21 protein-coding genes are annotated in these 24,562 nt (G+C 72.4%); 14 read left to right on the top strand and 7 right to left on the bottom strand.

Going from position 1 to position 24,562, the window contains the following annotated elements:
• Positions 1–91 precede the first annotated feature (91 nt).
• Both ACWGE1_RS18080 and ACWGE1_RS18085 read right to left on the bottom strand, forming a co-directional pair.
• Positions 92–574: a hypothetical protein gene (locus ACWGE1_RS18080; RefSeq protein ID WP_453421479.1), complete on the bottom strand. Its 483-nt coding sequence runs from the start codon at positions 572–574 to the stop codon at positions 92–94.
• 162 nt (positions 575–736) lie between these two features.
• The gene (locus ACWGE1_RS18085; protein WP_453421480.1) at positions 737–2,401 is read right to left on the bottom strand and encodes a protein kinase domain-containing protein; all 1,665 of its coding nucleotides are present in this window, start codon (positions 2,399–2,401) and stop codon (positions 737–739) included.
• 230 nt (positions 2,402–2,631) lie between these two features.
• Here ACWGE1_RS18085 and ACWGE1_RS18090 point away from each other — a divergent pair, with 230 nt between their 5' ends.
• The gene (locus ACWGE1_RS18090; protein WP_453421481.1) at positions 2,632–4,233 is read left to right on the top strand and encodes a protein kinase domain-containing protein; all 1,602 of its coding nucleotides are present in this window, start codon (positions 2,632–2,634) and stop codon (positions 4,231–4,233) included.
• A gap of 165 nt (positions 4,234–4,398) precedes the next feature.
• Here ACWGE1_RS18090 and ACWGE1_RS18095 read toward each other — a convergent pair whose 3' ends face one another.
• Complete coding sequence (locus tag ACWGE1_RS18095) at positions 4,399–5,061, bottom strand: response regulator (RefSeq protein ID WP_453421482.1); 663 nt, start codon at positions 5,059–5,061, stop codon at positions 4,399–4,401.
• A 327-nt stretch (positions 5,062–5,388) separates the two neighbouring features.
• On the opposite strand from ACWGE1_RS18095, the gene pdhA reads away from it, so the two are divergent.
• From pdhA to ACWGE1_RS18135, 8 genes are all read left to right on the top strand, one after another.
• On the top strand, positions 5,389–6,588 hold the full coding sequence (gene pdhA / locus ACWGE1_RS18100; protein WP_453421483.1) for a pyruvate dehydrogenase (acetyl-transferring) E1 component subunit alpha: 1,200 nt from the start codon (positions 5,389–5,391) through the stop codon (positions 6,586–6,588).
• Positions 6,588–7,568, top strand: coding sequence for an alpha-ketoacid dehydrogenase subunit beta (locus ACWGE1_RS18105; protein ID WP_453421484.1), 981 nt, complete (start codon positions 6,588–6,590; stop codon positions 7,566–7,568). The genes pdhA and ACWGE1_RS18105 overlap by 1 nt, the downstream gene beginning before the upstream one ends.
• Before the next feature lie 12 nt (positions 7,569–7,580).
• Entirely contained in the window at positions 7,581–9,008 is a 1,428-nt protein-coding gene (locus tag ACWGE1_RS18110; protein ID WP_453421485.1) for a dihydrolipoamide acetyltransferase family protein, read from the top strand.
• Positions 9,009–9,136: 128 nt separating this feature from the next.
• Complete coding sequence (locus ACWGE1_RS18115) at positions 9,137–10,072, top strand: GNAT family N-acetyltransferase (RefSeq protein WP_453421486.1); 936 nt, start codon at positions 9,137–9,139, stop codon at positions 10,070–10,072.
• The gene (locus tag ACWGE1_RS18120) at positions 10,069–10,554 is read left to right on the top strand and encodes a hypothetical protein (protein ID WP_453421487.1); all 486 of its coding nucleotides are present in this window, start codon (positions 10,069–10,071) and stop codon (positions 10,552–10,554) included. Before ACWGE1_RS18115 ends, ACWGE1_RS18120 begins: the two co-directional genes overlap by 4 nt.
• Position 10,555: 1 nt before the next feature.
• Entirely contained in the window at positions 10,556–10,969 is a 414-nt protein-coding gene (locus ACWGE1_RS18125) for an Imm50 family immunity protein (RefSeq protein ID WP_453421488.1), read from the top strand.
• 48 nt (positions 10,970–11,017) lie between these two features.
• Positions 11,018–11,782, top strand: a complete 765-nt coding sequence (locus ACWGE1_RS18130; protein WP_453421489.1) for a hypothetical protein — start codon at positions 11,018–11,020, stop codon at positions 11,780–11,782.
• Positions 11,783–11,951: 169 nt separating this feature from the next.
• Entirely contained in the window at positions 11,952–14,714 is a 2,763-nt protein-coding gene (locus ACWGE1_RS18135) for a PKD domain-containing protein (protein ID WP_453421490.1), read from the top strand.
• Between the two features lie 81 nt (positions 14,715–14,795).
• Here ACWGE1_RS18135 and ACWGE1_RS18140 read toward each other — a convergent pair whose 3' ends face one another.
• Genes ACWGE1_RS18140 through ACWGE1_RS18150 form a run of 3 tightly spaced genes read right to left on the bottom strand, consistent with a single transcriptional unit; the run spans position 14,796 to position 17,463 of the window.
• Entirely contained in the window at positions 14,796–15,206 is a 411-nt protein-coding gene (locus ACWGE1_RS18140; protein ID WP_453421491.1) for a PPOX class F420-dependent oxidoreductase, read from the bottom strand.
• Between the two features lie 60 nt (positions 15,207–15,266).
• A complete protein-coding gene (locus ACWGE1_RS18145) occupies positions 15,267–16,478 on the bottom strand; it encodes a DUF1266 domain-containing protein (protein ID WP_453421492.1) in 1,212 nt (403 codons plus the stop codon).
• Positions 16,479–16,488: 10 nt separating this feature from the next.
• Complete coding sequence (locus tag ACWGE1_RS18150; protein ID WP_453421493.1) at positions 16,489–17,463, bottom strand: GntR family transcriptional regulator; 975 nt, start codon at positions 17,461–17,463, stop codon at positions 16,489–16,491.
• A 167-nt stretch (positions 17,464–17,630) separates the two neighbouring features.
• Here ACWGE1_RS18150 and ACWGE1_RS18155 point away from each other — a divergent pair, with 167 nt between their 5' ends.
• From ACWGE1_RS18155 to ACWGE1_RS18165, 3 genes are all read left to right on the top strand, one after another.
• The gene (locus ACWGE1_RS18155; RefSeq protein ID WP_453421494.1) at positions 17,631–18,740 is read left to right on the top strand and encodes an FAD-dependent monooxygenase; all 1,110 of its coding nucleotides are present in this window, start codon (positions 17,631–17,633) and stop codon (positions 18,738–18,740) included.
• Positions 18,741–18,889: 149 nt separating this feature from the next.
• Entirely contained in the window at positions 18,890–20,788 is a 1,899-nt protein-coding gene (locus ACWGE1_RS18160; protein WP_453421495.1) for a C1 family peptidase, read from the top strand.
• Positions 20,789–20,803: 15 nt separating this feature from the next.
• Positions 20,804–21,136: a hypothetical protein gene (locus tag ACWGE1_RS18165; protein ID WP_453421496.1), complete on the top strand. Its 333-nt coding sequence runs from the start codon at positions 20,804–20,806 to the stop codon at positions 21,134–21,136.
• Here ACWGE1_RS18165 and ACWGE1_RS18170 read toward each other — a convergent pair.
• Positions 21,120–22,301 carry a DUF418 domain-containing protein gene (locus ACWGE1_RS18170; RefSeq protein ID WP_453421497.1) on the bottom strand — a complete coding sequence of 394 codons (1,182 nt, stop codon included), beginning with the start codon at positions 22,299–22,301 and terminating at the stop codon, positions 21,120–21,122. The genes ACWGE1_RS18165 and ACWGE1_RS18170 overlap by 17 nt on opposite strands.
• A gap of 206 nt (positions 22,302–22,507) precedes the next feature.
• Here ACWGE1_RS18170 and ACWGE1_RS18175 point away from each other — a divergent pair, with 206 nt between their 5' ends.
• Entirely contained in the window at positions 22,508–23,158 is a 651-nt protein-coding gene (locus ACWGE1_RS18175; protein WP_453421498.1) for a GntR family transcriptional regulator, read from the top strand.
• Positions 23,155–24,516: an MFS transporter gene (locus ACWGE1_RS18180; protein WP_453421499.1), complete on the top strand. Its 1,362-nt coding sequence runs from the start codon at positions 23,155–23,157 to the stop codon at positions 24,514–24,516. The genes ACWGE1_RS18175 and ACWGE1_RS18180 overlap by 4 nt, the downstream gene beginning before the upstream one ends.
• The last annotated feature ends 46 nt before the right edge of the window (positions 24,517–24,562 follow it).

The following is a 24,562-nucleotide window of genomic DNA, read 5'->3' on the forward strand; positions in this document are numbered from 1 at the left end:
CAACACCTCATCGCCACCTGGACCGGCACCTGCCCCACCTGCCGACAACCCACCCCATGGCAGCCCTACGACACCACCTAACAAAGCACTACTAGATGCCGCGGCGCAGGCGCACCCCGAGGTAGCCCAGACCCAGGCCCATCAGGGCGAATCCGGTGCCGAGCGGCAGTATGTGCGCGGCCAGGTCGGCGGCCCGGTCGTTCGGTCCGGTGTCGAGCGCGCTGACCACCGCCGGCGGGGTCGGGACGGCGACGGCGGCGGTCGGTGGTGGCGGCTGTGGCTGCAGCTGCGACGGTGGGGTGGGCTCGGTGCGCGGGCGCACCGGCAGCGGCCGGGAGGCCACCACCAGCTCCGGATTGGCGGGCTCGCCGACCGGCCGCCCGGGGCGCTCGCGCCCGACTCCGGCGGCGCTGCCGGCCAGCTCCTCGTACGGGTCGTCCGGCGCGGCGGGCGCGGCGACGTGCCGGGGCGGGGCGAGGAGGGGCCCGGCGTGGGCGGACGCGGTGGGTACGAACGCGGCGGCGGCGAGGGCCGCGCAGGCCAGCCAGTGAGGCGGGTGGAAGCCTTGGATCACGGGGAGCCCCTCCCGTCCCGAGCCGCCGAGCTGCTCGCTGCGCTTCAGAGATATGCGCCCAGATTTACATAATGGGGCAAAAGCGGCATCCCGGACGCCCCATCGGGGTGCCCGGGATGCCGGTGTGTCGTGTCGCGCCGCGTACGGAGCCCTGCGCGGCCGCTATTCGGGGTTGCCGGTCGACACGGTCAGCGTGTACTCCGTGCCTTCCTTGTCGACCTTCTCGTTGGCGGCCGGGGTCTGGAACAGCACCGTGTCCTTGCCGTACACGGCCTCGTCCTTCAACTCGATGTTGTACTTGCCGCCCGAGGCCTGGATGCACTCCTTCACGGAGAGCAGGTTCTTGTACTTGAAGTCCGGCGCCGAGTACTTCCCGGCCTCGCTGTAGTGCTTCACCGGCTCCGTGCACTTCTTCTTGTCGATCGTGCGCGTCAGGTCGGGCCCCTTGAACCCGGCCTTGGCGGAGGAGGAGGCGGAAGCCCCCGGGTCCGCCGTCGTGGTCGTGCCCTTGTCCTTGTCGCCGTCCATCGAGATCGCCGCGATCAGACCGCCGACGGCCAGCAGCGCCACCGCGATCGCGCCCGCGACCACCGGCATGTTCCGCTTGCCGCCGCCGCCGGCCGCCGCGGAGGTGCCCGTCGTGGCCGCCGGGGAGATCGTGTACGGCGGCGGGGTCTGCGGCGCGTACTGCTGCTGCGGCGGGGGCGTGTGCGGGTAGGCGTAGCCGCCCTGCGCGTGCTGCTGCGGCGCGGTGTTCGGCGCGTACGGGGCCGGCGTCGGGGTGTGCGGAGCCTGGTACGGCTGCTGCACCGACTGCGGCGGCGCCTGGTAGCCGGACTCCACCGGCGGGAACACGGCCGAGGCCACGCCCGCGCCGCTGCTCAGGGGGCCCTGGCCCTGGACGATGACCGGCGCCCCGGCCTGCCCGGCGCCCAGCACCCGCGCGACTTCGTCGCCCATGGCCGCGGCCGTGGGGAAACGCTCGTTCGGGTTCTTCTTCAGGGCCCGCGCCACCAGCGCGTCGATCGCCGGCGTCAGCGACCGGTTGATGGAGGACGGGGCGACCGGCTCCTCCTGCACGTGGGCGTACGCGATGGCCAGCGGCGAGTCGGCGTCGAACGGGATCCGGCCGGTCAGCAGCTGGAACAGCATGATGCCGACCGAGTAGAGGTCGGAGCGGGCGTCGACCCCGCGCCCCAGCGCCTGCTCGGGAGAGAGGTACTGGGGGGTGCCGACGACCATGCCGGTCTGCGTCATCGAGGTGACGCCCGACTGCATGGCGCGGGCGATGCCGAAGTCCATCACCTTGACCACGCCACGCTTGTTCACCATGACGTTGCCGGGCTTGATGTCGCGGTGGACGAGCCCCATCTCGTGGCTGGTCTCCAGGGCGGCCAGCACATCGGCCGTCACCTTCAGGGCCTTGTCCGCCGGCATGGCCCCGTACTGGCGGACGTCCGCCTCCAGCACCGAGCCGAGGGGCTGACCCTCCACGTACTCCATGACGATGTACGGCATCACCGCGCCGTCGCTGCCGCCGGCGCCGGAGAACGTCACCTCGCCCTCGCCGGTGTCGAACACCGAGACGATGTTCGTGTGCGACAGTTTCGCTACAGCCTGGGCCTCGCGGCGGAACCGCTCGCGGAAGGACTGCTCGCGGCCGAGATCGCTGTGCAGCGTCTTGATGGCGACCTGCCGGTCGAGCGCCGAGTCGTACGCCAGGTACACGGACGCCATGCCGCCCGCACCGAGCAAGTCCCTTAGCTGGTAACGGCCACCGGCCAGAGAGCCGCCCGCGTACTGGCCCTGAGTGCCGTCCTGGCTCATGACTGTTGCTTCCCCTCGCGATGTGTCCCCACGCCGCTGGCCGGGCGCATATGGCGCCCAGTCTGCCCCAGGGCAAGCACACGTCAAGCCAGGTTCCCGTTCCGTGACCACACGGGCACAGGGTGGTCTTGTCCGAACGGTCACCGGTTCCGAGGCTGTAGCGTTCACCGGAGCACCGACGAAGAGGACTACCGCTGAGCGGCGGCCGAGAGATACGACGGCGAGGACTGATGGCACCCGAACCCGAGGGAAACGGCGCCGGGATGACCGACGGTCCTGAGCACTGGGGCGCAGGCGGCCTGGTGGGAGACGGTCGTTACCGGATGACGCACCGGCTGGGCCGCGGCGGCATGGCCGAGGTCTTCGCCGCCGAGGACGTCCGGCTGGGCCGCACCGTCGCCGTGAAGCTGCTGCGCGCGGACCTCGCCGAGGACCCGGTGTCCAAGGCCCGCTTCACGCGCGAGGCGCAGTCCGTCGCCGGACTCAACCACCACGCCGTCGTCGCCGTGTACGACTCGGGCGAGGACCGGGTCGGCCCGAACACCGTCCCGTACATCGTCATGGAACTGGTCGAGGGCCGCACCATCCGCGACCTGTTGATGAGCGCCGAGGCCCCCGGCCCCGAACAGGCGCTCATCATCACCTCGGGCGTCCTCGAAGCCCTCGCCTACTCGCACCAGCACGGCATCGTGCACCGCGACATCAAGCCCGCGAACGTCATCATCACCGAGACCGGCGCCGTCAAGGTGATGGACTTCGGCATCGCCCGCGCCCTGCACGGTGCGCAGTCGACGATGACCCAGACCGGCATGGTCATGGGCACCCCGCAGTACCTGTCGCCCGAACAGGCCCTCGGCAAGGCCGTCGACCACCGCTCCGACCTGTACGCGACCGGCTGTCTGCTGTACGAACTGCTCGCGCTGCGTCCCCCGTTCACCGGCGAGACCCCGCTGTCGGTGGTCTACCAGCACGTCCAGGACGCGCCCGTGCCGCCCTCGCAACTCCCGGAGGGCCGCCACCTCCCGCAGGAGCTCGACGGTCTGGTCATGCGCTCCCTCGCCAAGGACCCGGACGACCGGTTCCAGAGCGCCGAGGAGATGCGCGGGCTGGTCCAGTACGCCCTGCAGATGCTGCACGACCAGGGTCCGAACACCGGTACCTGGAGCACCGGCCCGGTCACCATGTCCCTGCCGCACGGCCGGGGCGGCGCCGCCGCCACCACGGCCATGCCCGTGAGCGGGAGCGGTGGGCAGCCGCAGTACGGGGCGCACGCCTCGACCTCGCAGTTCCAGCAGCCGATGGTGCCGCCGCTGAACCCGGACGACGGCACGGCCTTCCCCGGCGGCTCGGGCGGCAACGGCGGGTACGACGGCTACGACGGTTACGACGACCGCGGCGGCAACGGCAGCCGCTGGAAGGCGTGGCTGTTCGCGGTGCTGGCGATCATCGCGGTCGCGGGCGGTGTGGCCTACGCCGTCACCACCGTGGGCAAGGGCGAGAAGAAGCCGGAGACCACCCAGAGCACGCCGGGTGCCCAGCCGAGCAAGTCCGCTGCCCCGAACGCCTCCCAGCCTCCGCAGACCCAGGACAACACACCTCCCACCAACGACAATTCGCCCCTGCCGACCCGCAGCCGGTCGCAGAGCTTCAGCCCGACTCCCACGGCCACCGCGACGCACACGCCGACGGGTTCGGCCTCGCCGTCCGCCTCGCAGTCGACGAAGCCCACCACCTCGCCGACGGCGAAGCCCACGACGTCGCCGACGGCCAAGCCCACGGAGACGGGCGGCGGCGGTCCAGGTGGCGGAGGCGGAACCAACTCGGAGGAGTGACGCGGTCGGGTACGGGACGGGCCCGGCGGAATCAATTCCGCCGGGCCCGTCCGCGTATCCGCGCGAACACGGGTCCGAATGCGGGCGGGGTCGAAGAACTCGCCGTCCGTGAAATGCGGAAGCGGAATGGACAGTGGCCGGCGTTACGCCGTCACCGCTGCCGGGTCAGCGCTTCTCGGCCTGCAGGCGGGCCACGTAGGCCGCGGCCTGGGAGCGGCGCTCCATGCCCAGCTTGGAGAGCAGGCTGGAGACGTAGTTCTTGATGGTCTTCTCGGCCAGGTGCAGCCGCTCGCCGATGACGCGGTTGGTCAGGCCCTCGCCGATCAGGTCGAGGATCTTCCGCTCCTGGTCGGTGAGATTGGCGAGGCGGTCGTCGCCCCTGCCGCTCCTGCCGCCGTCACGCAGCCGCTCCAGCACGCGGGCCGTGGCGACCGGGTCCAGCAGCGACTTGCCGGCGGCGACGTCGCGCACGGCGTTCAGCAGCTCATTGCCACGGATCGCCTTCAGTACGTAACCGGAGGCACCGGCCATGATCGCGTCGAACAGCGCCTCGTCGTCGGCGAACGAGGTCAGCATCAGGCACTTGATGTCCTCGTCCTGCGAGCGGACCTCGCGGCACACCTCCACACCGCTGCCGTCGGGCAGGCGCACGTCGAGAACGGCCACGTCGGGGCGGGTGGCGGGGATACGGACCAGGGCATCCGCAGCCGTCCCGGCCTCGCCGACGATCTCGATGTCCTCTTCGACCGACAAGAGCTCGTGGACGCCCCGACGCACCACTTCGTGGTCGTCCAGGAGGAATACCTTGATTTTTCCGTCTTCGCGCACGAAGTCAGTTTCACACACTCACCCCTTCCCTGCCGGAGTTACCCGGGATAACGTGCCGTTGTTCCCGGCCCCTGCAAGGCTGTGACCAGTGGTTGTTCCCGCCGCTGCGGATTTACTTGGAAATCCAAGCAAAAACGCAGGTCAAACGGGGTTTCGCAGTTATGCGGCGCACTGGGTAACGTGCATTGCGCAGGGCACTCGCCGGGGCACCTGTCACGCCTGAATCCCCGTACGCGTAGCGCACCCACCCCGTGCGCTCGTTACGGATACAGGTGAGCCGCACTGGACCCCGGAGAACCCGGGTGCCGGACCGACGGAGGAGCACACGTGACCGTGGAGAGCACTGCCGCGCGCAAGCCGCGACGCAGCAGCGGCACCAAGCGGGCGGCAGGCGCGGCGAGCGCCGCCAAGCCCGCCGCTGCCACCGCGCAGACGCAGGACGCCGTACCTCAGCTCGTACAGCTGCTGACGCCGGAAGGGGAACGGGTAGAAAGCGCGGACAACGCGGAATTCGCCCCCTTCGTCGCAGACATCACCACCGAGGACCTGCGCGGGCTGTACCGCGACATGGTCATGACCCGCCGCTTCGACGGTGAGGCGACCGCCCTGCAGCGCCAGGGAGAGCTGGGCCTGTGGGCCTCGCTCCTCGGCCAGGAGGCTGCGCAGATCGGCTCCGGCCGGGCGCTGAACGACGACGACTACGTCTTCCCGACGTACCGCGAGCACGGTGTGGCCTGGTGCCGCGGGGTCGACCCGACCAACCTGCTCGGGATGTTCCGCGGTGTGAACCACGGTGGCTGGGACCCGACCACCAACAACTTCCACCTCTACACGATCGTCATCGGCTCGCAGACGCTCCACGCGACCGGCTACGCGATGGGTGTGGCCAAGGACGGCGCGGACTCCGCGGTCATCGCCTACTTCGGCGACGGCGCGTCCAGCCAGGGCGACGTGATGGAGGCCTTCAACTTCTCCGCCGTCTACAACTCCCCCGTGGTGTTCTTCTGCCAGAACAACCAGTGGGCGATCTCCGAGCCCACCGAGCGCCAGATGCGCGTGCCGCTCTACCAGCGCGCTCAGGGCTTCGGCTTCCCCGGCGTCCGCGTCGACGGCAACGACGTGCTGGCCTGCCTGGCCGTGACCCGCTGGGCCCTGGACCGGGCCCGCCGCGGCGAGGGCCCGACCCTGGTCGAGGCGTTCACGTACCGCATGGGCGCGCACACCACCTCCGACGACCCGACGAAGTACCGTCGGGACGAGGAGACGGCGGCCTGGGAGGCGAAGGACCCGATCCTGCGCCTGAAGGCCCACCTGCTGGCCACCGGAGGCGCCGACGAGGCGTTCTTCACGGAGCTGGAGGCGGAGAGCGAGGCGATGGGCAAGCGGGTGCGCGAGGCCGTGCGCTCCATGCCCGACCCCGACACCATGGCGATCTTCGAGAACGTCTACGCGGACGGGCACGCGCTCGTCGACGAGGAGCGCGCCCAGTTCGCCGCCTACCTCGCGTCCTTCGAGGAGGGTCACTGATGGCTGTCGAGAAGATGTCGATCGCTAAGGCGCTCAACGAGTCGCTGCGCAAGGCCCTGGAGCAGGACCCGAAGGTCCTGATCATGGGCGAGGACGTGGGCAAGCTGGGCGGTGTCTTCCGGATCACCGACGGCCTGCAGAAGGACTTCGGCGAGGAGCGGGTCATCGACACCCCGCTCGCCGAGTCGGGCATCGTCGGAACCGCCATCGGCCTGGCCCTGCGCGGGTACCGGCCGGTCGTGGAGATCCAGTTCGACGGCTTCGTCTTCCCCGCTTACGACCAGATCGTCACGCAGCTCGCGAAGATGCACGCCCGCGCCCTGGGCAAGGTCAAGATGCCCGTCGTCGTGCGCATCCCGTACGCGGGCGGCATCGGCGCGGTCGAGCACCACAGCGAGTCCCCCGAGACGCTCTTCGCGCACGTGCCCGGCCTCAAGGTGGTCTCCCCGTCGAACGCGAGCGACGCCTACTGGATGCTCCAGCAGGCGATCCTCAGCGACGACCCGGTGATCTTCTTCGAGCCGAAGCGCCGCTACTGGGACAAGGGCGAGGTCGACGTCGACGCCATCCCCGGTGAGCTGCACAAGGCGCGCGTCACCCGCGAGGGCTCGGACGTCACCCTGGCCGCCTACGGCCCGATGGTGAAGGTCTGCCTGGAGGCGGCGGCCGCGGCCGCCGAGGAGGGCAAGTCGGTCGAGGTCCTCGACATGCGCTCGATGTCCCCGGTCGACTTCGACGGGATCCAGGCGTCGGTCGAGAAGACCCGCCGGCTCGTGGTCGTCCACGAGGCCCCGGTGTTCCTCGGTGTGGGCTCGGAGGTCGCCGCCCGCATCACGGAGCGGTGCTTCTACCACCTGGAGGCGCCGGTCCTGCGCGTGGGCGGATTCCACGCCCCGTACCCGCCGGCCCGCCTGGAGGACGAGTACCTGCCCGGCCTGGACAGGGTGCTCGACGCCGTCGACCGCTCGCTGGCGTACTAGGAGACCCGCGTCATGACCATCCGCGAATTCAAGATGCCCGATGTGGGCGAGGGCCTCACCGAGGCCGAGATCCTCAAGTGGTACGTCCAGCCGGGTGACACCGTCACCGACGGGCAGGTCGTCTGCGAGGTCGAGACGGCCAAGGCCGCCGTGGAACTGCCGATCCCGTTCGACGGTGTCGTGCACGCGCTCCTCTTCGAGGAGGGCACCACGGTCGACGTCGGCCAGGTCATCATCTCGGTGCAGACCGGTGAGGCCGAGGCCCCGGCCCCGGCCGCCGCCGCGGTGGAAGCGGCTCCGGCCGCCGCCGCCGAGCCGGCCCCGGCCGCCCGCCAGCCCGTCCTGGTCGGCTACGGGGTCTCCGAGTCCTCCACCAAGCGCCGCCCGCGCAAGGCCGCCCCGGCGCCCGCCGTGGCCGCGCAGAACGGCACGGCGGCTCCGGTGGCCGTGCCCGCGGCCCCGGCCGCCCCGGCGCCGCTCCCCGCCGTCCCGGCGCAGCCGGGCGGCGAGCGGCCGCTGGCCAAGCCGCCGGTGCGCAAGCTCGCCAAGGACCTCGGCATCGACCTGGCCTCGGTGGTGCCCACCGGCGAGGGCGGGGTCGTGACCCGGGAGGACGTCCACGCGGCGGCCGCCGCGGCGATCACCCCGCAGGCCGCGGCGCCCGCGGCGGCCCCCGCCGCAGCCCCGGCTCCGGCGGCACCCGCCGCAGTGGCCGCGGCCCCCGCGGCCGACGCCTCGGCGCGGGAGACCCGTATCCCGGTCAAGGGCGTCCGCAAGGTCACCGCCCAGGCCATGGTCGGCTCGGCCTTCACCGCGCCGCACGTCACCGAGTTCATCACCTTCGACGTGACGCGCACGATGAAGCTGGTCCAGGAGCTCAAGGCGGACCCGGACCTCGCGGGCCTGCGGATCAACCCGCTGCTGCTCATCGCGAAGGCCGTTCTGGTGGCCATCCGCCGCAACCCGGACGTCAACGCGTCCTGGGACGAGGCGGCCCAGGAGATCGTGCTCAAGCACTACGTCAACCTGGGCATCGCGGCGGCCACCCCCCGCGGGCTGATCGTCCCGAACATCAAGGACGCGCACGCCAAGACCCTGGGCGAGCTGTCGGAGTCCCTGTCCTCGCTGGTCGCCACGGCCCGCGACGGCAAGACCTCCCCGGCGGACATGCAGAACGGCACGATCACCATCACCAACGTCGGCGTCTTCGGCGTCGACACCGGTACGCCCATCCTGAACCCGGGCGAGTCCGCGATCCTCGCGGTCGGTGCGATCAAGCTCCAGCCGTGGGTCCACAAGGGCAAGGTCAAGCCGCGGCAGGTCACCACCCTGGCGCTGTCGTTCGACCACCGTCTCATCGACGGTGAGCTGGGCTCCCGCTTCCTGGCCGACATCGCGGCGGTCCTGGAGCACCCCCGCCGCCTGGTCACCTGGTCGTAGCGGACACCTGCGACGCCCCGTCCGACGGCCGGTCTCCCCCGCGGAGGCCGGCCATCGGTCTGCGGGCCGCCGTACCGGCGCAACGCAAACACCTGGTCGGCGCGCCGGCCCCGTGTGATCATCGGCGGATGATCTTCCGCACTGTCACCGCAGATCCCGCAGACGTGGACCGCGCCGTCGGCCACCCGGCCGACGGCCCCGTCCCCGCCCTGACCGCCGAGCGGATCCGGGAGGAGCTCGCCGGGAACCGGATGCGCCCCGAGTGGATCTGGCTCGCCGAGGACGGGGACGGGCGGATCCTGGCCCGCGCCCTGTGGTGGGGCCGGGCCGACAGCGAGCGGCCCGTCGCCCTCGACTGCCTCCAGGTGGGGGCGGACGTGGCCGACCCGGCCGGGGTGGCCGCCGGGCTGCTGGACGCCGGTCACGCCGCCTTCGGCAAGCGGCCGGGCTACAACATCTCCCTGCCCCGCGGCTGGCGCGCCGACCCGGAGCTCGCCGCGGCGGTCGCCTGGCGCCAGGAGGCGGCGCACCGGGCCGGCCTGACGCGCGAGATCGAGCGGCTGCGCTACGAGTGGACCCCGGCCGCCGGGACCGCCGAGCCCTCCGGCCGGCTCGTCTTCCGTGAGGGCACCGACGAGGAGATCCTGGACGCCTTCGTCCGGCTCTCCCACGACAGCCTCGACCTGACCACGCAGCACGAACTGCAGGTGATGGACGCCGCCCAGCTGGCCCGCGAGGACTTCGACTTCTACCTCGACTGCCCGGGCGAGCGCTCCTGGTGGCGCCTGGCACACCTCCCGGACGGCCGCCTCGCGGGCCTGGCCGTCCCCTCGGCGACCCCGTACCACCGCAACGTCGGCTACCTGGGCGTCGTACCGGAGCAGCGCGGCCAGGGCCTGATCGACGAGATCCTGGGCGAGATCACCCGTTTCCACGCCGCCCAGGGCGCCGAGCGGATCACCGCGACCACGGACACCGTCAACGTGCCGATGGCCGCCGCCTTCGACCGCGCCGGCTACGAGGTCACCGAGATCCGCCTCGTCCTCGAAGCCCCGTCCCGGTGAACTGGGCCGACCGCGTCCCCGGGCCGCCGGTCCTCACGGCGTACTACGGGGAGGTGCCCGGGCTGACGGGCGTCCGGCTGCGGTCGGTGCACGCGGACGGCTGGGGCTCGTGCGTCATCCTGCGGCTGGACCTGCCGAGGCCCCCCGACCGCGGGCACGCCGGGCCCGGGGACACGCTGCAGTGCCAGATCGGTTTCCTGCACGTCGAGGAGTTCGTGATGGAGGGCTGGCGGCCGCCGGTGACGGCGGACATCGCGCTCACCGACCTGCCCCGCCACCGGATGGCCGTCCACGTCACGGCGCCCGGCACCGAGGTGTCGTTCACGGCGAACGCGTCGCTGTCACTGGGCAAGGTCGGCGTCTTCGCACCGGACGCGGACGGCGGGGACGGCGGGCCGCGCCGGTTCGACAGGGCGCCCGAGAGCAGGCTGTACCCGACGCTGCCCCCGACCCACGTCAACGCCTTCTACGAGAGGGCCTGAGATGAGCCTCGCCCTGTGGCCCGAACTGGCCGCGCTCTACGACACCGCGCCGGAGCTGTCCTCCTGCCCGCTGTACTACGTCCACGTGGACGAGCGGGACACCTCCGTCACCCTCGGCTTCGAGACCCCGCAGCTGCCCGACCGCCCCGAGCCGGAGTGGAAGCGCGGCGCGTACAACACCCTGCGCTTCTTCATCGTGTTCACGGGTGTCGACGAGCTGCGGATGACAGGCATCGCCGCCGAACACCCGGACCGCCGCGACCGCACGGTACGCGTCACCGGGAGCGGAAGCGGGGGCGCGACAGGGACCGACCGGTTGCAGGTCTCGGTGACCAGCGAGAACCGCAGCCTCACCTTCTCCGCCGCCGCCTCGGCCGTCACCCGCACCCGTGTGTACCTCCAGGGCTCCGTGTGAGCGCCCCCGTCCGCGGGAGGTAACCTCCGCCCGGGGAAGGGGGCGCGGGTGTCCATCGCCGAATTGCAGGTGTACTCCGTCGAGGAGGCCGACGTCACGGGCGGCGTGTGCGTGGTCCGCTGCGTCGGCGGGGTGGCGCGGGCCGGACAGGTCTACGCGGTCGGGGAATCGAGGATCGGCCTGCGCGGCATCGAGCGCCACGGGCGTGCCGTCGGTTCCTTCGACGCCGGGCACATCGCGACGGTGCACCTGGCCGGCGCCATGGTCGCGCTGCTCACCCGGGGACAGGTGCTGACCTCGGTGCCGCCCGACGGGCATTCGCTGGAGGACCTGGAGGCATGGCTGGCCACCGGCCCGCCGCTGCTGGACGAACCGCACCCGTGGACCCTGCGCGTCCTGGCCGGGGTGCGGATGCGCGACGAGCGGCTGCCGGACGGGATCCGGCTGCGCTGGGGCCGGATCGCGCTGGCGGCCGCCCTCCGTTGCGCGCGGGCCGAGGGCGTGCCCGATCTGATCCGGGCGCCCGAACTCGCCTCCGTACAGGTGTACTTGATCCAGCAGTTCGGTCCGGTCCGGGGCGGCGACCCGGCCGCCTTGTGCCGGGACCTGCTGGCGCTGATGGACCTGACGCCGCAACAGGCCGCGGCCCAGGGCCGCGTCTGGCGGGACCTCCCGTACCACCGCATCCGGCACCTGCGGCGCATCAAGGGCCTGATCCCGTGGCTGCTCCTCGTCCGTCCGCACCTCGCGGACGGAGACCCGCTGGCGGAGGCGGCCGACGCCTGGGCGGCTGTCCGGCGGCTGCTCCCGTAGTCCGGAAAAAGGGCGCGTGACATCGGGTTTCGGACCCGGGATACTGTGCCCCGTACGCGGGGGGCTGCGTGCGCCCGACTGCCGCTGGGGGAACAGCGCATCTGCAGTCGTGCGGCGCCGCAACATCCTTCGTGACGCCACGTTGTCTCTCCATGAAGGAACCCCACTGGTGCGTCCCACTCGCACGACGGTCCTGCTGACCGCAGGTCTCGTCACGTTTCTCGGTGTTCCGGCCGCCACGGCCGCCGAGATGCCGACCAACCTCTACGTCAACAACCAGGCCGGCTCCAACTGCTCCGACACCGGAGCCGGTACGCAGGCCGCCCCGTACTGCACGATCTCGGCGGCGGCCAAGGCCGTGCTCCCGGGCCAGACCGTCCGGATCAAGGCGGGCTGGACCTACGACGAGGCCGTCACCATCGACCGCTCGGGAGCGCCGGGCAAGCCGATCAGCTTCGTCGTCGACGGGCAGTACGACGGCGATCAGGTCGATCTCGGGAAGTCATTGACCGTCCGGGGCGCCTCCCACGTGGTGCTCCGCGGCCTGCGGACCGGTGGCGGCGTTCAGATCAGCGGTTCCACCGATGTCGAGCTGGACCGGGGCCGGTTCTCGCGGGGGGCGCTCGAATCCGTCGTGGTCGGCGCGGCGAGCAAGGACGTGCGCATCACCCGCAGCGCCCTGTCCGGAGTGCGGATCGAGGGCGGCTCGCAGGGCACCGTACTCGGGCGCAACCGCATCACGGGACGGGAACGGCCGGCGGTCACCGTGGTCGACGCACCCGGTACCGCCGTCACCAACAATTCGCTCCACGGCTACTGCGCCGCGGCCCTTTCGCTCGGTGGTGCCTCGACGGGCTCCGCGCTGTTCAACAACGTGATCTACACCGAGGTCCGCAGCAGCTTCTGCAAGTCCGACGAAGCGCGCAACGCCCTCCTCGTCGCGCAGAGCGCGACGGCAGGCACCGTCGCCGACTACAACCTGGCCACCGGCGTTCCCACCGCGCCCGTGCAGGTGCCGTACAACTGGGCCGGCACCACGTATCCGGACCCGGCGGCGTTCCACGGCGCGACCGGTCAGGGCGGGCACGACATCCTGACCCCGAAGCGGGACGGCGTCGGCGCGGTGGACGGCTCCCCGACGATCGACTCCGCCGACCCGACGGCGCCGGGCGTGCTGCCCAGCGACTTCAACGGAGAGCCGATCGCGGACGATCCGCGGGTGCCCAACACCGGGAAGAACGGCGGCTACCTCGACCGCGGCGCCGAAGAGACCGGCGACGAACTGAGCCGTGTCCAGATGACCGTGGACCAGACCTGGGCGCCGGTCGGGACGAAGGTGGAGGTGGAGGCCCGCTCCGACAGCCGGTGGCCCACCGCCATCAGCTACCACGTCGACTTCGGTGACGGGACGGCCCCGGTCGTCACCCGGCCGGCCACCGGGGACCTGGGCGTCGCCTCGCACGTCTACAGCAAGCCGGGCGACTACACGGTCAAGGTGACGGCCGTCAACGGCGCCGGCCAGAAGGTCTCGGCCGAAAAGCCGACGAAGGTGACGGCGCAGGGCCCGCTGACGGCAGCCTTCACCGACAGGGCGGTCCTGCCGGATGCGGACGACACGACGGGGCACACCCCGCCGCTCACCTACTACATCGAGGCCGCGCCCTCGGCGGCGCCGTGGCCGGTGGAGCGCACCGAGGTGGACTTCGGAGAGGGCTTCCGCGAGAGCCTCCCGGGTCTGGCCGCCCTCAAGCACACCTATGCCCGGCCGGGCGACTACCAGGTGACCGTCAAGCTCGTCGACGTCAAGGGCGCCACGTCCACGGCGACCCGGACCGTGCACGTGGACTACGCCCGGTCCGGCTACGTGGCCACCACTCCCTTCCGTCTGCAGGACAGCCGTGACATGGGCGTCAGCCTGGTGGGCGGCGAGTCCCGGCCCGTCCGCATGCCCATCGACACGAACAACCGGGGGAACCTCGGCTCGGGCGGTATGGCCGCGGCGGTCATCAACGTGACCCTCACGGGTGTCACCCAGGACGCCTTCCTCAACGTGTCGGGGGCCCGCGACGACCGGCCGACGACCTCGAACCTCAACGTCCGGGCGGGCGCCACCGTGTCCAACACGGTGACCGTCCCCGTCGACGAGCACGGAAATGCCTGGTTCCACCTCAACGCCGGCCGTGCCGACCTGATCGTGGACTTCGTCGGCTACTACCAGCCGAACAGCGGGCAGAAGTTCAGCCCCGTCGCCCCGACCCGCCTCGCGGACACCCGTACCGCGGGCGGCGCGGTGGCCGGTGGCACGACGCGTACGGTCAAGGTCGCGGGGGTCGGCGGGATCCCCGCGGACGCCCGGGCCGTCGCGGTGAACCTGACGAGCACCGACGCCACGTCGAACTCGTTCGTCGCCGCCTATCCGGACCCGGCGAAGCGGCCGGAGGTCTCGAACCTGAACCCGGAGCCGGGCAAGGCCAAGTCGAACCAGGCGATCGTGCCGATCGGCCCGAACGGGACGATCACCCTGTACAACCACACCGGTTCCGTGCAGCTGATCGTGGACGCGGTGGGCTACTACGGCAAGGACGGCAAGGCGCTCTACACGCCGGTCGTGCCGAAGCGTCTCGCCGACACCCGCGTGACGGGCAAGCTCGCCGCGGGCGCCACCACGACCGCGGCCGGTGTGCCGGCGGGCGCGGTGGGCGCGGTGCTGAACCTGACGGCGACGGAGAGCGCCGGTGCGGGCTACCTGACCGCGTACGGCTTCGGGTCGGCGCGTCCGGACGCGAGCAGCCTGAACACGCTTCCGGGCCTGACCGTTCCGAACCACGTGACGACCCCGGTCGGTGACGGCAGGATCAGCGTCTACAACGGCCCGTGGGGCGGTCCCACCCATGTGATCGCCGACCTGCTCGGGTACTTCACCCAGGGCTAGGCCGCAGCAGTCCCGGAGGCGCACAGCCGCACGGCCCCGGTCCCCGCACACCGCGGGGGCCGGGGCTTCCTGCTGCCGGGCCTACCGGGCGGCGTTGCCGAGGACCTTGGTCGGGGTGATGCGGACGACCACGCGGACCTCCTCGGCCGGGGCCTCCTGGTACTCCTTGCCGGCGCCCGGGCCCATGTACTCCTCGGCGATCCGCACGGCCACCGCCCGGCCGATGTCCTCGGTGACGGTGGCGGTGCCGCGGATCTCGGCGTAGAGGAAGGGATCGGCCAGGTCGAAGACGGTGAGGCCGACCCGGCCGTCCCGGACGATGTTGCGCTCCTTGCGGCGGCCCTGCTCGGTGGAGATCAGCAGGTCGCCGCCGTCCCGGGTCACCCAGATCACCGAACTCTGCGGGCTTCCGTCGGGGTTGATGGTCGACAGGACGGCGGGGTGCGGCGCGTCGAGCAGCCCCCGCACGGTCTCGTTCAGCTCAGCAGTCATGGCGGCGAGGCTAACCGGGGCGCCGGACGGCCGTCGCGGGTTTTCGGCCGGGCCTGCCGACTACCCGAGGTTCCAGGGGATGTTGCGCCAGGGGCTCGCCGGGTCGGTCGTCAGGGCGAGGTGGGCGGCGAGAGCGGTCGTGTACCAGGTGCCGAACTCCTCCTCGTCGAAGTGCAGGCACCGGCCGAGGACGTACCCGGCGGAGAACTCCTCCCACGAGCGGTAGGTGTCGCGGGCGGCCTCCCCGGCGCGCAGTACGGCCTCTTCGGCCTCGGCGACGGTTCCGTAGCGGCAGCCGACGCCCCAGCGGGCCATCTGCGAGGCCCGGCCGATGTCCCAGCCCTCCACCGAGCGGACCCAGCCGTCCGCGGGGAGCAGTCCGTCGGCCCGGAAGCGCTGCTCGTAGCGGGCGATCCGGCCGATGAGGCGCCTGACACCGGCTATCTCCCCCTCCACCTCCGCGGCGGGGCGCGGCTGGGCGACGGTGACCCCGTCGGGGGTGAGCTGGGGCTCGGCGGCGCGTTCGGCGTTGCGGCGCAGGCTGGCCTCGGCGACGTGCCGCCAGTGCTCGACGTCCACCGGCCCGGCGAAGTCGGAGGCGAGGGCGCGGCGGACGCGGAGCGCGAACTCCCAGACGGGGCTGACCATCCCGGAGTCGAGCAGCGTGTGCAGGGTGGAGAGCCAGTCGGAGCGTTCGGTGATGCTCCAGCTCTTCGCGACGCGGCGGCGCTCGTACTGGTAGCCGCTGCCGTGGTAGGCGAGGGAGTTCCAGAACTCGCCGTTGGTCACGGCGAGATGGCTGCCGACGGCGAGGCCGTGGGCGACGGGCCCGTGCAGCGGGCCGCCGGTGAAGAGGGCGTGGACCTTGCCCTCGGGCAGGCCGTAGTGCGGGGAGGCCTCCGCGTGGGCGCGCCAGCGGGCCAGGTCGGCGGGGGTGGTGGTGAGGTAGGCCTCGGCGGGGGAGCCCGGGTTGACGGCGAGGAAGGCAGGGTCGTCGGCGGCCCAGACCTCGGCGAACCAGCGCAGGCTGCGGGATTCGAAGACCGTCTCGGGGGTGGGGGCGGGCAGCATGCCGGCGGTGTGGACGACGAGCATCCGGTCCGGGGTGGCGTGGAAGAACACCGAGCCGGGGTGCTCGTCGGAGCGCGCGCGGGGCTGCGCCACGTACAGCGGCGTACGGGCCAGTACGTCGAAGTACGCGGCCCAGTCGCCGGCGGCCTTGGCCTCGTACAGCTCTCTCTCGATGACGCTCGGCGCGATCCAGGTCCCCATACGGCCGAGCCTAGCCTTCGACGACGGGGGTGAGTCCGTCGAGGAGGGCCCGCAGGCCCGACTCGAAGAGCGCGTCGAGCCGCAGGTCGTAGCCGTCCTCGAAGGATCCGACGATCCTGGCGAATGTCGGGAAGCGGCCGGAGTCCACCAGTTCCTGGAGGACGGGGGCGCGGCTGTCCATCCACTGGTCCTCCGACTGGCCCGTGGCGGCTTCGGCGTTGGCCTCCATCTCCATGTGCACGGCCAGGCCCTGCACATGGCTGTAGAGCAGGACGTGGATGTCGAAGAGGGTGGTGGGGTCGAGTCCGTGGCCGTCGAGGGCGGCCAGCATCCACTCGCCGTGGACCAGCAGGTTGGGCAGGAGCAACGGGCGGGTGAGGGAGCTGATCTGGGCCAGCCAGGGGTGCTTGCGGTACAGGCCCCACAGGGTGCGGGCGCCCATCTCGATGCGCGCCCGCCAGTGGGCGGGGGCCTCGGCGGGGTAGGACTCCTCCCCGAAGGCGGCGTCGGCCATGAGGAGGACCAGGTCCTCCTTGCTCGGGACGTACCGGTAGGTCGACATGGCCGCGACGCCGAGCCGGGCCGCGACACCGCGCATGGAGAGCCCCGCGAGTCCTTCGGCATCGGCGATGTCGATGGCGCTGCGGACGATCCGGTCGAGGGTCAGCTCCTGATCGGAGGCCGGGGCCGCCGGGGTGTTCGCGGCGGGTGACGGACGGCTGCGGGGCGCTGCGGCGGGCGCGAGCGGGGTGCTTCCGGCGACGACCGTGCCGATCCGGGGGCGGGCCTCGACCAGGCCCTCCAGGCGCAGGGTGGTCAGCGCCTTGGTGGCGGTGGCGAGCGCGACGCCCCATTGGGCGGCGATCTGCCGGGTGGAGGGGACCCGGTCCCCGGGGGCGAGTTCCCCGTCCGCGATGCGCTGCCGGATCGCGGCGACGATGCGCAGGTAGGGCGGATCGCCGGCCGGGCCTGTGGTCTGCGTCACGTTCTGCCGCCTCTCTTTCCTGTACTAGTGCAGAGGGTAGCAGCGGCGATGTCCTTCGGGTCGGGCCTGGTCTAGTACAGGAGCGTCATTTTGCCTGTTGAGGAGGCTGCATGTACGTCGTACATTCAGAGTGCGTACAGCGTACAGACCCAGCGAAGGAGCTCCTCATGCGGACCGTACTCATCTCCGGCGGCGGCATCGCCGGGCCCGTCCTCGCCCACCGCCTGCGTCACCACGGCTTCGAGCCCACCGTCGTCGAGCGTGCCCCCGGCGTGCGCGGCGGCGGGCAGGCCGTGGACATCCGCGGCGTCGCCCTCGACGTCGTGGAGCGCATGGGCCTGCTCGACCGGGTGGCCCGCGTGCGCACCCGGATGCGCGGCATGTCGATCCTCGGCCCCGACGGCAGCGAGGTCGGCCGCTCCACCGAGTCGACCTTCAGCAGCGGCCGGCTCGACGGCGAGGACATCGAGGTGCTGCGCGAGGACCTGGTGAGGATGGTCCACGAGCACACCCGCGCGGACGTCGAGTACCTCTTCGGCGACAGCATCACCGGGCTCGACGAGGAAGGGAGCGGCGTGCGCGCCCGGTTCGCGCACGCCGCGCCGCGCACCTTCGACCTCGTCGTCGGGGCGGACGGGCTGCACTCCACCGTGCGGCGCCTGGCCTTCGGACCCGAGGAGCGCTTCACCCACCATCTGGGCACCTACCTCTCGGTGTTCGGCGCGGACAACTTCCTCGCCCTGGAGGACTGGCAGATGTGGCTGCGGGACGGGGACATGGGCTTCGGCATCATGCCCGTGCGCGACAACTCCGAACTCCGGATCGCCTTCGGCTTCGAGTCCGCGCCCCTGGCCCCGGAGCTGCGTACCGGTGAGGCCCTGCGGCGGACCGTCGTCGACCGGCTGGAGTCCCTGAGCTGGGAAGGGGCCCGCCTGGCCGCGGCCGCCCGCACGGCGCCCGACTTCTACTGCGACGCGATGGCCCAGGTCCGCATGGACCGGTGGTCGCGGGGCCGGGTGGTCCTGCTCGGCGACGCGGGCTACTGCCCCTCCCCCCTCTCGGGGCAGGGCACCGGCCTGGCCCTGGTGGGCGCCCACGTGCTGGCCGACTGCCTCGCGCAGGCGCCCGGCGACCACCACGGCGCATACGCCCGCTACGAGGAGCGGATGCGCCCCTTCGTCACCCTCAACCAGGCGCTGGCGACGGAGAACCCCGGCGGCCCCGCCTCCGAGGAATCGGTGGCCCGCGCCAAGAACGCGATCTCCCTGGACGGCTGACCGGCCGGTGCGGGCGTGGTTTCGGCCACCGCCGGAGCGGCACGCCCCCTCGTGCCACCACGCGACCGTGCGGACCCCCTTGACGCCCCCGTGCAGCGGGGGGACGCTCCCGAATCTTGAATCCGAACGGTTGCAGCTGGGGGGCCGCCATGCCGGAGGAGTCTGTCCAGTCGGTGGGGGAGTTGCGTGCGCAGCTCGTCGCACGGGGAGCGCGCTGGTCCGTCCTGGAGCATCTCGCCGACGAGGAGCCCGTGCCGCGGCCCTCGCTCGGTCTGGAGCCCGGGGCGAACCTGACGCCCGCCGAGGACGTGGGGGTGATCGATCTCCCGGGGATCATCGGCCACGAGAGCGGCAATCCGCACCTGACCCGGCGCCGGGCCGCCCACGGGCTGCTGCCCGGTGTGCAGGGGCCGGTGGTCGGAGCCCGGCCCGCCGCCGTGGACTGGCGCAGCCGCTGGGGCTGGCCGTGGATCACCAAGGTGAAGGACCAGAACCCGTGCGGTTCCTGCTGGGCCTTCGGCGCCGCGGGCCTGGTGGAGTCCATGGCCCGGATCGAGCACGACGTATGGGCGGAGCGCTCCGAGGGGGACGTGCACGACGGCCTGCGCTTCACCTGCGGGCAGGGCAGCAACCCGGAGACCGCGCTGGACTGGGTCAAGGCGAACGGCGGTCTCGCCGATCCGGACTGCTGGCCGTACAGCACCCCGCCCGCGGGTCTGCCGGCCGCGCGCCGCGACGCCTGGCGCGCCGAGTACACGCCCAGCTGGGACCGGTCCGGCCGGACCGTCCGGATCACCGACTACGTCCGCCTCGGCGACGTGGAACAGCAGAAGGTCTGGCTGGACACGGTCGGCCCGCTGACCGCCTGCTTCGACGTCTACGACGACTTCTTCGGGCTCGGATCCGGCGTCTACCACCGCACCAGCGACCATCTCGCGGGCGGGCACTGCGTGTTGATCGTCGGCTACGACGACGCGGCCGGCTGCTGGCTGTTCAAGAACTCCTGGGGGACGGGCTACCACGTCGGCGGCTACGGCCGGATCGCCTACGGCGAGGTCAACATCGACCACTGGGCCAAGTGCGGGCTGCGCGGCACCAACATCGACCCGTGGACCAAGCGCCGCCTGCACACCGGCAACGTCTACGAGAGCGGCAACGGCCGCGCGCACCGCAACTTCGAGCTCCTCGCCACCGCCCCCGGCGGCGGCCGCCTGCAGCACTGGTGGCGCGAGGGGGACTCCCCGTTCGCCTGGGCCCGCGCGGGCACCTTCGCCACCGACGCCTCCGGCCAGCCCGCCTTCACCGGGACCACCTACAACCGGAACATGGAGTCCCTGCACGTCACCACCGGCGGCCGGCTGCGCCACTGGTACTACGAGCAGTCCGGCGGGGCCTGGCGCGACGGAGGGGTCTTCGGTCCGGGTGACGCGGCCGTGGGATCGACCCCGGCGTTCATCCAGAGCGACTACGGCAAGCCGGGCAACTTCGAGGTGGTCGTCCGGACCGCCGACGGCCGCCTCAACCACTGGTGGCGGATCAACGGCGCCCCCTGGACCTGGAACGACGGCGGCCGTTTCGCCTACGGCATCGCCCACTACGGGCCCGCCCTCGTCCAGACCCGCGGCCGCCACCTCGACCTCGTCGCCACCCGCACCGACGGCCGCATGCAGCTGTGGTGGCGCGACGATCCGAACGGATTCGCGTGGCGCGCCGGGGAGATCTTCGGCAGCGGTACGGCGGCCGTCTCCGCGCCCTGCCTGGTCGAGGGGCAGTTCGGGGCCGCCGACGAGGACACCGCCGGGAACTACGAGCTGTGCGTGGCCGTCGCCGGCGGCCGGGTGGAGCACTGGTGGCGCGGCAACGCGAGCGGCTCGCCCTGGCGGTGCAGCGCGGTCTTCGGGCACGACGTCGCTTCGGTCACCGGGATGCTCCAGGGCAGTTTCGGGTTCAACCTGGAAGTCATAGTCCTGCGCACCGACCGCCGTCTTCAGCACTACTGGCGCGACGGCGCGGGCTGGCACGAGGGGTCGGTGATCGGCCCCGTCTGAGAGGACCGGGCGGTCGTGGAGGTACGGAGCATCGTGCTGGGCCCGGGCGAGCCGTACGAGCTGAAGCTCACCGGGCGCGGCGCGCGCGGGTACGTGTGGACCTGGCAGGTCACCGGGGACGCGGACGTGGTGTCGGTGGCGGAGGCCCCGGCAGCACAGACCCCGGCAGCCGGGGTGCCGCTGCCGGGGGCGGAGGTGGAGCGGAGCTACGTCGTCCGGGGCCGCCCCCCGGGCGGGGGCCGGGCCCGGATCCGCTTCGCGCAGGTCCGGCCGCCCTACCCGGACGAGGCCCCGTACGACGAGTTCGTGCTGGACGTGGAGGTCACGGAGATCACCGGCGCGGCCTGAGGACCGTGCGCTGCACGGCCTCCAGGGGGCCGTGGTCGAAGCGGCGCAGCCACAGCGACGACCCGGCCGCCAGGGCAAGGCTCACGCCGGCCCACAAGCCCATCACCCACCAGGGACCGCTGCCGCCGAGGCGGTCGGCGAGGCCCAGCCCGATGCCGTAGCAGAGCAGCATGCAGAGCAGGTTCTGGGCGACGTAGCAGGACAGGGCGGTGCGGCCGACGGAGCCGAGGGCGGTGGCCACGGGGGCCGGGATCCACCGCCGGTCGAGGGCGATGCCGATCAGGCCGATGTAGCCGAGGGCGAGCAGCGGCGCGGCGCCGTAGCGGCCCAGGAGGTAGAAGTCGCTGCCGCCGAGGGTGGTCGCGGCGTTCAGCGGCAGTCCGAGGCCCAGCCCCCAGGCGACCAGCCGGGTCCGGATGCGGCGGCCTTCGGCCGTGGCGGTGAAGGCGCCGGCGCGGTGCAGCCGCACTCCGAGGAGGAAGAGGAACACGAGCAGCCCGAAGGAGATGACCGGCTCGATGCGCAGGGCGAGGAAGTGCTCCAGGCGGAAGGCGATCTGGGCCGGATAGCTGCCGTGGGCGTACAGCTCGACGGCGGCCGGGTCCGGGCTCTTCGGGGCCCCGGCGGGCCGGCTCAGCGCGTCCAGGGTCGCCAGGGAGACCAGCGCCAGGTGCAGCCCGGCGGCCGTCCACATGGCCCGGCGCCGCACCTTCTCGGAGCGGGCCAGCAGCCAGGCGACGAGGAGGGCGGTGACGGCGTACCCCATCAGCACGTCCCAGGCGAAGACGAGCACGAAGTGGACGGTGCCCTCGACGAAGAGGAAGGCGGCGCGGCGCGGGTAACGGCCGGGCCAGGGCTCGCCGCGGCGGGCTGCGGAGTCGAACTGGATGGCCAGGCCCACGCCGAACAGGACCGTCAGCAGCGCCAGGAACTTGCCGTCCGCGAGGAAGCGGAAGACGCTCTCCGCGAGGTTCGCGGCGGAAGGGTCGGCGAGCGGATCGGGCGGCTTCAGCCCGCCCTGCAGCACCCCCCACTCCGATCCGGGGGAGGTGAAGATCCAGACGTTGGTCATGAGCGTGCCGAGGATGGCGGCGCCGCGCAGGACGTCCAGGAGGGGGAGCCGGGCGGTCTTCTGCGCCGCCGCGGTGAGCAGGGTGTCGGCCATGACTTCAGCGTCCCGGGGCGCGGGAGCCCGTACGTCCTGCGGGCGGACGAAGGCGCGGTACATCCTTCGATGCAGCGGGCGGGCCCCCGCTCATCCCCCCCGAGCCCGCGGCGGCCGTGGTGGCGGCGGGTCCTGCCCGTGGTCGATGCGGGTCCACATCCTGGACCCGCAGCCGCTTGCACCTCTGTTGTATCTATCCTGTGCGCATGTCAGCCCCCGCCAGTACCGTGACCGCCGCCGACCGCGTCTACCAGCACGTCAAGCAAGGGGTGCTCGACCGGCGCTACGAAGGCGGCACCCTCCTCACCGAGGGCGAACTCGCCACGGCCGTCGGGGTGTCCCGCACCCCCGTCCGCGAGGCGCTGCTGCGGCTGGAGACCGAGGGGCTGCTGAAGCTGTACCCGAAGAAGGGCGCACTGGTCCTCCAGGTCTCCGCACAGGAGATCACCGACGTCCTCGAAACCCGGCTGCTGGTCGAGGAGTTCACCGTACGCAGAGCCGTGCCGGCCCCACCGGGCCTGCTGGACCGGCTCGCCGCCCTGCTCGACGAGCAGCGCCGGCACGCCGCCGCCGGCGACCTCGCCGCGATGATGGCCGCCGACCGGGGCTTCCACGCGGAGATCGTGCGCAGCGCCGGGAACCAGATCCTGTGCCGGCTCTACGACCAACTCCGCGACCGGCAGCTGCGGATGGGCGTCGCCGTACTGCACGCCCACCCGGAGCGGCTGGAGCGGACGCTCGCCGAACACGCCGAGATCCTGGACGCCCTGCGGGCCGGGGACGCGGACACGGCCGCCGCGGCGGTCCGCGGGCACATCGGGCGCGTCGAGGCCCTGGTGCGGGGGCCGGGCCGGTGACCGCCTCCCCCGTCGGGCCGCACGTGCCCGCCGACCCGCCGGGCGGCGGGAAGGCCGTCGCCGTCTGGAGCATCGGCGTCGCCGTCTACTTCGTGGCGGTGATCTTCCGCACCAGCCTGGGCGTGGCCGGCCTCGACGCCGCCGACCGCTTCCACGTGAACGCCTCGGCGCTGGCCACCTTCTCCCTCCTCCAGCTGCTCGTCTACGCGGGCATGCAGATACCGGTGGGCCTGATGGTCGACCGGCTCGGCACCAAGAAGGTGCTGACCCTGGGCGCGGTGCTCTTCACCGTCGGCCAGCTCGGCTTCGCGCTGTCGCCCTCCTACGGGATGGCACTCGCCGCACGGGCGCTGCTCGGCTGCGGCGACGCCATGACCTTCATATCGGTGCTGAGGCTCGGCACCCGGTGGTTCCCGGCCCGGCGCGGGCCGCTGGTGGCGCAGCTGGCGGGCCTGGTCGGCATGGCCGGCAATCTCGTCTCCACCCTCGTCCTCGCCCCCGTCCTGCACGGCGTCGGCTGGACCGCCGCCTTCGCGGGCAGCGCGGTGGCGGGCCTGGTGGTCCTGGTACCGCTGGTGCTGTTCCTGCGGGACCACCCCGAGGGGCACGGGCCGGCGCCCGCGCCCAAGGGCCCGGGGGCCTCCGGAGGCTTCGTACGCCGCCAGATACGCGAGTCCTGGGCCGAACCCGGCACCCGGCTCGGCCTGTGGGTGCACTTCACCACGCAGTTCCCCGCGATGGTGTTCCTGCTGCTGTGGGGGATGCCGTTCCTGGTCGAGGCGCAGGGGCTGTCCCGGACCACCGCGGGCGGGCTGCTCACGCTCGTCGTCGCCTCCAACATGGCGATCGGACTGGTCTACGGCCAGATCGTCGGCCGCCGCCAGTCCGCCCGGATCCCGCTCGCCCTCGGCACGGTCGGCCTCACGGCCCTGCTGTGGGCGGCGGTCCTCGTGTACCCGGGCGACCGTGCGCCGATGTGGCTGCTGGTCGCCCTGTGCCTGGTCCTCGGCACCTGCGGACCGGCGTCGATGATCGGCTTCGACTTCGCCCGCCCGGCCAATCCGCCGGAGCGCCAGGGCACCGCCTCCGGGATCACGAACATGGGCGGCTTCATCGCGTCCATGACCACGCTGCTGGCGGTGGGCGTCCTGCTGGACGCCACCGGAGACAACTACCGCATCGCCTTCTCCACGGTCTTCGTCCTCGAAACGGTGGGCGTCGTCAGCATCCTGCGGCTCCGCCCGCGCGCCCTGGCCCGCGAAGCCGCCCGGAGCGGCGCCACGGTCCCCGCACAGGAACCGCAGCCGGTGTCCCGAGCGTGTCCCCTCCCGGAAACAGCCGGGCGCGAGGCGCCGTAGGGCCGCCGTCGCCGCCGGGCGACCGGTATCGGGAGGGGTGATCTGC

This window comes from Streptomyces sp. NPDC054932, assembly GCF_053610205.1.